Annotated in this window: 4 protein-coding genes and 1 pseudogene; 4 read left to right on the forward strand and 1 reads right to left on the reverse strand. The window is 66.3% G+C overall.

Annotated features, from left to right (window positions below; all coding sequences use genetic code 11):
* The first annotated feature begins 84 nt into the window (after positions 1-84).
* The 4 genes from E3T41_RS11560 to E3T41_RS11575 are packed head-to-tail and all read left to right on the forward strand — an operon-like array spanning position 85 to position 5,085.
* A complete protein-coding gene (locus E3T41_RS11560) occupies positions 85-1,737 on the forward strand; it encodes an ABC transporter substrate-binding protein (RefSeq protein WP_134478709.1) in 1,653 nt (550 codons plus the stop codon).
* Complete coding sequence (locus tag E3T41_RS11565; protein ID WP_241991146.1) at positions 1,734-2,702, forward strand: ABC transporter permease; 969 nt, start codon at positions 1,734-1,736, stop codon at positions 2,700-2,702. Before E3T41_RS11560 ends, E3T41_RS11565 begins: the two co-directional genes overlap by 4 nt.
* On the forward strand, positions 2,699-3,559 hold the full coding sequence (locus E3T41_RS11570) for an ABC transporter permease (RefSeq protein ID WP_241991147.1): 861 nt from the start codon (positions 2,699-2,701) through the stop codon (positions 3,557-3,559). The genes E3T41_RS11565 and E3T41_RS11570 overlap by 4 nt, the downstream gene beginning before the upstream one ends.
* Positions 3,556-5,085: an ABC transporter ATP-binding protein gene (locus tag E3T41_RS11575; RefSeq protein WP_134478711.1), complete on the forward strand. Its 1,530-nt coding sequence runs from the start codon at positions 3,556-3,558 to the stop codon at positions 5,083-5,085. The genes E3T41_RS11570 and E3T41_RS11575 overlap by 4 nt, the downstream gene beginning before the upstream one ends.
* 147 nt (positions 5,086-5,232) lie before the next feature.
* On the opposite strand, the pseudogene E3T41_RS11580 reads toward E3T41_RS11575, so the two are convergent.
* A pseudogene (locus E3T41_RS11580) lies at positions 5,233-6,258 on the reverse strand (MFS transporter); the annotation flags it as partial.
* Positions 6,259-6,366 lie beyond the last annotated feature (108 nt).

The following is a 6,366-nucleotide window of genomic DNA, read 5'->3' on the forward strand; positions in this document are numbered from 1 at the left end:
GGCGGTCTCGGCGCACGCGGTACGTTTGATGAGCGGAGCATTTATTGCCCGCATGACTGGTAGCTCAGAAAGAGACCCCCATTTATGCGCATTCGCGCCCATTCAACATCCTGGCTGCGCGCCGCAGCCGCCGTCCTTGCCACCGTCGCCCTGGTCACCGGGTGCACTGCCACTACCCCCACAACCGCCGCCGACGCGAACACCCTCACCTACGCCATCAACGGCGGCACGCTCAGTGGCGGCAAGATGGACATCCACTCGTCGGCGTTCCAGGCCACTGCCCTCGTGATGCGCAACTCCTTCGACTCCCTCGTCTATGAGAAAGCCGACGGCTCGTTCGTGCCATGGCTCGCCACGTCCTGGCAGATCTCGGACGACGGCCTGCACTACACGTTCGATCTGCGGGGCGATGTCACGTTCCACGACGGCGAACCCTTCAACGCCGAGGCCGTCAAGGCCAACTTTGAGCACGTCGTCGCCCCAGAGACGGCGTCAGCGGATGCTGCCAGTCTGATCGGGTACGCCGAAACCGGCGGCTTCTACGCTGGCACCGATGTTGTCGACGAATTCACCGTTCGGGTGAACTTCAGCCAGCCATACGCGCCATTCCTGCAGGCGGTGAGCACCGCCAAGCTTGGCTTCTACTCGCCGGCCACTCTGCGGGACAACGCGGCGCAGCTGCCGGCCGGTGGACCGGGCATTTCGGTGGGAACCGGACCTTACGTGCTGAGCGAATATACGCCAGACCAGGGCATCGTGTTCACCGCAAACGAAGACTACGACTGGGCGCCGGAGGGGAGCTCCCATCAGGGCGCGCCCGCCATCGACACGCTCGAGTTCCGCATCCTTCCCGAATCCTCGGTGCGTACGGGCGCCCTCACGAGCGGCCAGGCGCAGATCGCCAGCGACATCACCCCGAACACAGTGAGCCAGATCGGCGACGACTTCTCGATCGAGAACGTGACTATGCCGGGCCTGCCGTACACCCTGTTCCTGAACGAGGCGCACGGCGTCTTCGCCGACGAGAACGTGCGCCGTGCCTTCGCGCTCGGGGTCGATATCGGTCCGGCCGTCGAGACCATCTACCAGGGACAGGCGGAGCGCGCCTGGAGCATCCTCTCCCCGGCCACGCCCAACTCCTACGACCCGAGCCTCGAAGACAGCTGGGCGTTCGACCCAGATCAGGCCAATGCGCTGCTTGATGCGTCCGGCTGGACCGAGCGCGACTCCGAGGGGTACCGCACCAAAGGTGGAGCCCGACTGAGCGCCCAGTGGCTCGCCTACACCCCGGTCTCCGACGCCAACGCAAGCCTCGGCGACGTGGTGCAGTCTGACCTGCGCGACATCGGGTTCGAAATCGTGCGCGACAACCGTGAGATCGCCCAATACTACGAGGCCTTCGACGCACGCGACTATGACCTGTCCGACTGGAGTTTCCCCAGCGTCGACGCCGACGTCCTGCGCGCCCACCTACACAGCGGCGGCTATAAGAACGGCTCGTCTACGGCCGACCCGGTCGTCGACCAGCTGCTCGACGACGCCATCGCCACGAGCGATCCGACCGAACGCGAAGCGCTCTACCAGCAGCTGCAGAAGTGGAACGCGACCCATGTGGTCATGGTTCCGATCACGGTGCCCACCGCCATCACCGCCTACAGCAAGACCATCGAGAACCTGAGCTTCGATCTGTATGGGCAGCCGCTCTTCTACGAGGCGGCGCTCACGACCGCGCCGTGACCGCGCACCGCGAGGGCCGTGCGCGTCGATCCGGCCGACCGGGCGCCCGCCTGGCCGGCCGGATCGGCGGCATGATTCTCGTGGTGTGGGGCGCCGCCACCGTGGGCTTCTTCTCGCTGCGGTTGATCCCCGGCGACCCGGTGAACGTGCTCGTGGGGCTCGGCAACGTGTCGCAGCGAGTGCGCGACCAAATCCGAGCATACTGGGGCTTGGCTGACCCGCTTCTCCTGCAGTATTTCCACTACCTCGGCCGCCTGCTGCAGGGTGACCTCGGCACGTCGTATCGCATGCAGCAACCCGTCGCCGCGGTGATCGGCCAGCAACTCGCGCCGACGATGGAACTGATGGGCCTCGCCATCTCGTTCGCCGTGCTGATCGCGTTCGGGTCGGCGCTGCTCGGCCGCGGCAGGCGCACCGGTCCGGTGGCTGGCCTGTTCGAGCTCGTGGCGGTGTCCTCGCCCACGTTTTGGATCGGCCTGGTGCTGATTGGTGTTTTCGGCTTCGGACTGGGTTGGTTCCCCGTGGTCGCCACTGCCGGGTTCGGCGCGCTCGTGCTGCCCGCCGTGACCCTCGCCATTCCGGTGGCCGGCATTCTCAGCCAGGTGTTGCGCCAGGGCCTCGACGACGCGGCCGCTCTGCCCTTCGTCGACACAGTGCGCGCCCGTGGAGCGAGCCAGACCCGCCTCGTGCTGCGGCATACCCTGCGCCACGCCGCAGCAAACAGCGTCACCCTCACGGGTTACATCGTCGGTTCCTTGCTCGGCGGTTCGGTGCTGGTAGAGACCGTCTTCGCCCGTCCCGGACTCGGACGCGTGGCCCTGAACGCCATCGTCAATCGGGATGTGCCTGTGGTGCTGGGCATTATTGTGCTCGCCGCAGTGTCGTTCTCGTTGGTCAACCTGCTGGTCGACTTCGTGGCCGACCGTCTCGACCCGCGCCTGGCGACCGAGCAGGCCTACGCGTGAGCATTCTCACCGCCGCGCGCTCCCGAACCGCCCGCACCCGACACGTGACCCGGATGCCCACACCGGCCCTCTGGGTGGCCGCCGGCTTCCTATTGATTGTCTTGATGTCCGCATTGTTTCCTCGGTTGTTCACCGGGGCTGATCCCGTGCGCACGGACATCGGCGCTGCGCTGCTGGCGCCCGGCCCTGGGCATCCGTTTGGAACCGACCAGGCCGGCCGCGACGTGTTCGCACGTGTCATCTATGGCTCGCGCTACTCGCTCGCGATCGGCTTCGGGGCTACTCTGATTGCGCTCCTGGCGGGCCTGGTGATCGGCTCTCTGGCCGGGCTGATGCGCCGGGTCGGCGACGGTGTATTGAGCCGGGCGATCGAGATCGTGATGGCGTTTCCGGAGTTTCTGCTAGCGCTGATCGTGATAGCGATCATCGGGCCGGGGGAGGCGAGTCTGCTGATCGCGGTCGCCATCGCGGTGATTCCGTCGTATGCCCGCGTCGCCCGGGTACAGACCTTGGTGGTGAAGCGGGCCGGCTACGTGGAGGCCGCCCGCACACTCGGGGTGTCGCCGGCGGTCACCGTGCTGCGGCACGTGGTGCCGAACACGCTCGGGCCGTTGCTCGTGATGGCCACAATGGGAATCGGCACGGCCATCACGGCCGCCGCGGGCCTCAGTTTTCTCGGCCTCGGGCCGAAGCCGCCCACACCGGAGTGGGGGCTCATTCTCTCCGAGGGACGCAACTTTCTCGCTACAGCCTGGTGGATCGCTGTGTTCCCTGGACTCGTGATCACCGCGACCGTGGTCTCGACGAGCGTTCTCGGACGGCACCTGCAGGCCAGCGCGGCGGGGCGGCAACGATGAGCGTCGTGAGTGTGCGCAACCTGCGCGTCGTCGTGCCGGGCGGGGCCGCCGTGGTCGATGGGGTGTCGTTTCGCATCGAGGCTGGGCAGTGCCTCGGCATCGTGGGGGAGTCCGGTGCCGGTAAGACCCTGACCGCGCGTAGCCTGATTGGGCTCGCCGGCACCGGGGTCACCGCCGACGAACTGACGGTGGCCGGCGTCGACGCCCGCGCCCTCTCCCCTCAAGGCTGGCGGGGCCTCCGCGGGGCGCGGGTGGGGCTCGTGAGCCAGGACGCCCTGGTCTCTCTCGACCCGCTGCGCCGAGTGGGCGCCGAGGTGGCCGAACCGCTCGAGGTGCACGAACCGCAGCTCGGCCGTGTCGACCGTTCTCGCCGCGTGCTGCAGCTGCTCCGGCAGGTTGCCATGCCCGATCCGGCCCGGCGTGCCCGGCAGTACCCGCACGAGCTCTCCGGCGGACTGCGCCAGCGCGCGCTTATCGCCGCGGCACTGGCGGCATCGCCGTCGCTGCTGATCGCCGACGAACCCACGACAGCTCTCGACGCGACGGTGCAGGCGCAGGTCGTGCGACTGCTGCGTGAGCTGAAGGAATCTGGCCTCGCCCTGTTGCTGATCAGCCATGACCTGTCGATCATCCGCCAGCTGGCCGACCAGGTGGCGGTCATGAAGGACGGCCGATTCGTGGAAGTGCAGGCCGCGGCCGCCCTGTTTGCCGCGCCGCAGCATCCGTATACTCGTCAGTTGCTGGCCGCTGCCGCGTTGGGCACGGCCACGGCGCCGAAGCCGGGCCCTGTGGTGCTCGCCGCACATGACCTCGCTAAGGCATACGGAACGCTGACGGCCGTCGATGGGGTCTCGTTCGAACTGCGAGCCGGCCACACCGTGGGTATCGTGGGCGAGTCAGGCTCGGGAAAGAGTACCGTGGCACGGATGCTGCTGGGCACGCAGTCGCCCGACCATGGTTCGGTGCTGCTGAACGGCGAGCCCTGGAGCGGCCTGCCGGAATCCCAGCGCCGGGCCCGGCGGGGACGTCTCCAGATCATTCACCAGGATTCGCTGAGCGCTTTCGACCCGCGGGCGACGGTGCTGCAGATTCTGTCAGAGGCTATCGCTCTCGACGGGATTTCGCGCCGGTGGCGCACGGCTCGGGCGGTGGAATTGCTCGCGCAGGTGGCGCTGGCGACCGGGCTGCTTGGCCGGCGCGCGCACGAGCTCTCCGGTGGGCAGCGGCAGCGGGTGGCGATCGCCAGGGCGCTCGCCCGGCGGCCGAGCATCCTGGTATGCGACGAGCCGGTCTCGGCGCTCGACGCGCAGATTCAATCCCAGGTGCTCGCGCTGTTGGCCTCTCTCCAGGAATCCACCGGACTCGCCATGGTGTTCATCTCGCACGACCTTGCCGTAGTTCGGGCACTCAGTCACGAGGTCCTCGTGATGAAGGACGGCGTTGTTGTGGAGCAGGGGCCGGCGGTCGATCTCTTTGCGGCGCCGCAGCATCCGTTCACCCGCGAGTTGCTCGCCGCCCACCGGTAAAACCGGTGTTTCTGCGGTGGAATACCCTGTCGTCCTCTGTGGCGCTAGCCAAAGAGCGCCGCAACTTTGGTGAGGGTCTGGTAAACGCCGTAGAGCAGCGGAATTGCGACGAGGATCCAGCCGAGCGCAAGTCGTGCCTTCTTCATGTCAGGCCTCCCGAACGAGTTCGTGAGCCGGTGTTCGAGGCGCGTCGGATTTGTGGAATTTGGGATCGACGGGCCGCACCAGCAGATTGGCGATGAAGCCGACGACCAACAACCCCACCATGGTCAACAGTCCCGGTTGATAGGCCGCGGCAGTGAGCTTGCCTGGCGTGCCCTGGGCATCCAGGAAGGAATTGACGATCAGCGGGCCAGCGATACCGGCCGCAGACCAGGCTGTCAGAAGGCGTCCGTGGATGGCACCGACCTGGAACGTGCCGAACAAATCGCGCAGATACGCGGGGGCTGCCGAGAACCCACCACCGTAGAAAGAAATGATGATGAACCCCAGAACGACATACAGTGCCGTCGTACTGGAGCCCAGCAGCGCCAGCAGCACATACAGTGCGGTCCCGATTCCCAGATAGACCACGTAGATGTTCTTGCGTCCGGTTAAATCCGATGCTGCCGACCAGACGAACCGGCCACCCATGTTGGCGATGGAAAGCAGGCCAACGAAACCGCTGGCAACGGCGGCCGATACGAGGGACACTCCATCGTTCTGGCGGAAGAAGTCCTGGATCATCGGTGCGGCCTGTTCCAGAATCCCAATCCCGGCCGTGACGTTGCAGAAGAGCACAATCCAGACCAGCCAGAACTGCCTGGACTTGATCGCGTTCGACGCCGACACCTGATGGGTGGTGACCAGTGCCTTCCTTGTGAGCACGGAGGGGTCGAACCCCGCAGGTTTCCAGGTAGCAGCCGGTACCTTGATCGTGAAGGCGCCGAACATCATGTAGGCCAGGTAAATGACGGCGAGACTGAGGAAAAGCTTGCCCACGGCGTCACCGCTGGCGACCCAGCCGACGGCACTGGAAGGGGGATCATACCAGGCGAGTAGGGCAGTGGAGACCGGGCTGGCGATGAGGGCGCCACCGCCGAATCCCATGATGGCCATGCCCGTGGCGAGGCCCGGCCGATCAGGGAACCATTTTATCAGCGTCGAAACGGGAGAAATGTAACCGACACCGAGGGCAAAGTCAAGTGGTCAGGGCAACGCGGGGGTTTTTGCTTCGAGAAGTAGCTGGTTGAGGCGGTAGGCGGGGGTTTCGAGGTTGAGGGTGGGGCGTGGGCGGCGGTT

Source organism: Cryobacterium sp. Hh38 (assembly GCF_004403235.1).
Taxonomy (GTDB): Bacteria; Actinomycetota; Actinomycetes; order Actinomycetales; family Microbacteriaceae; genus Cryobacterium; species Cryobacterium levicorallinum.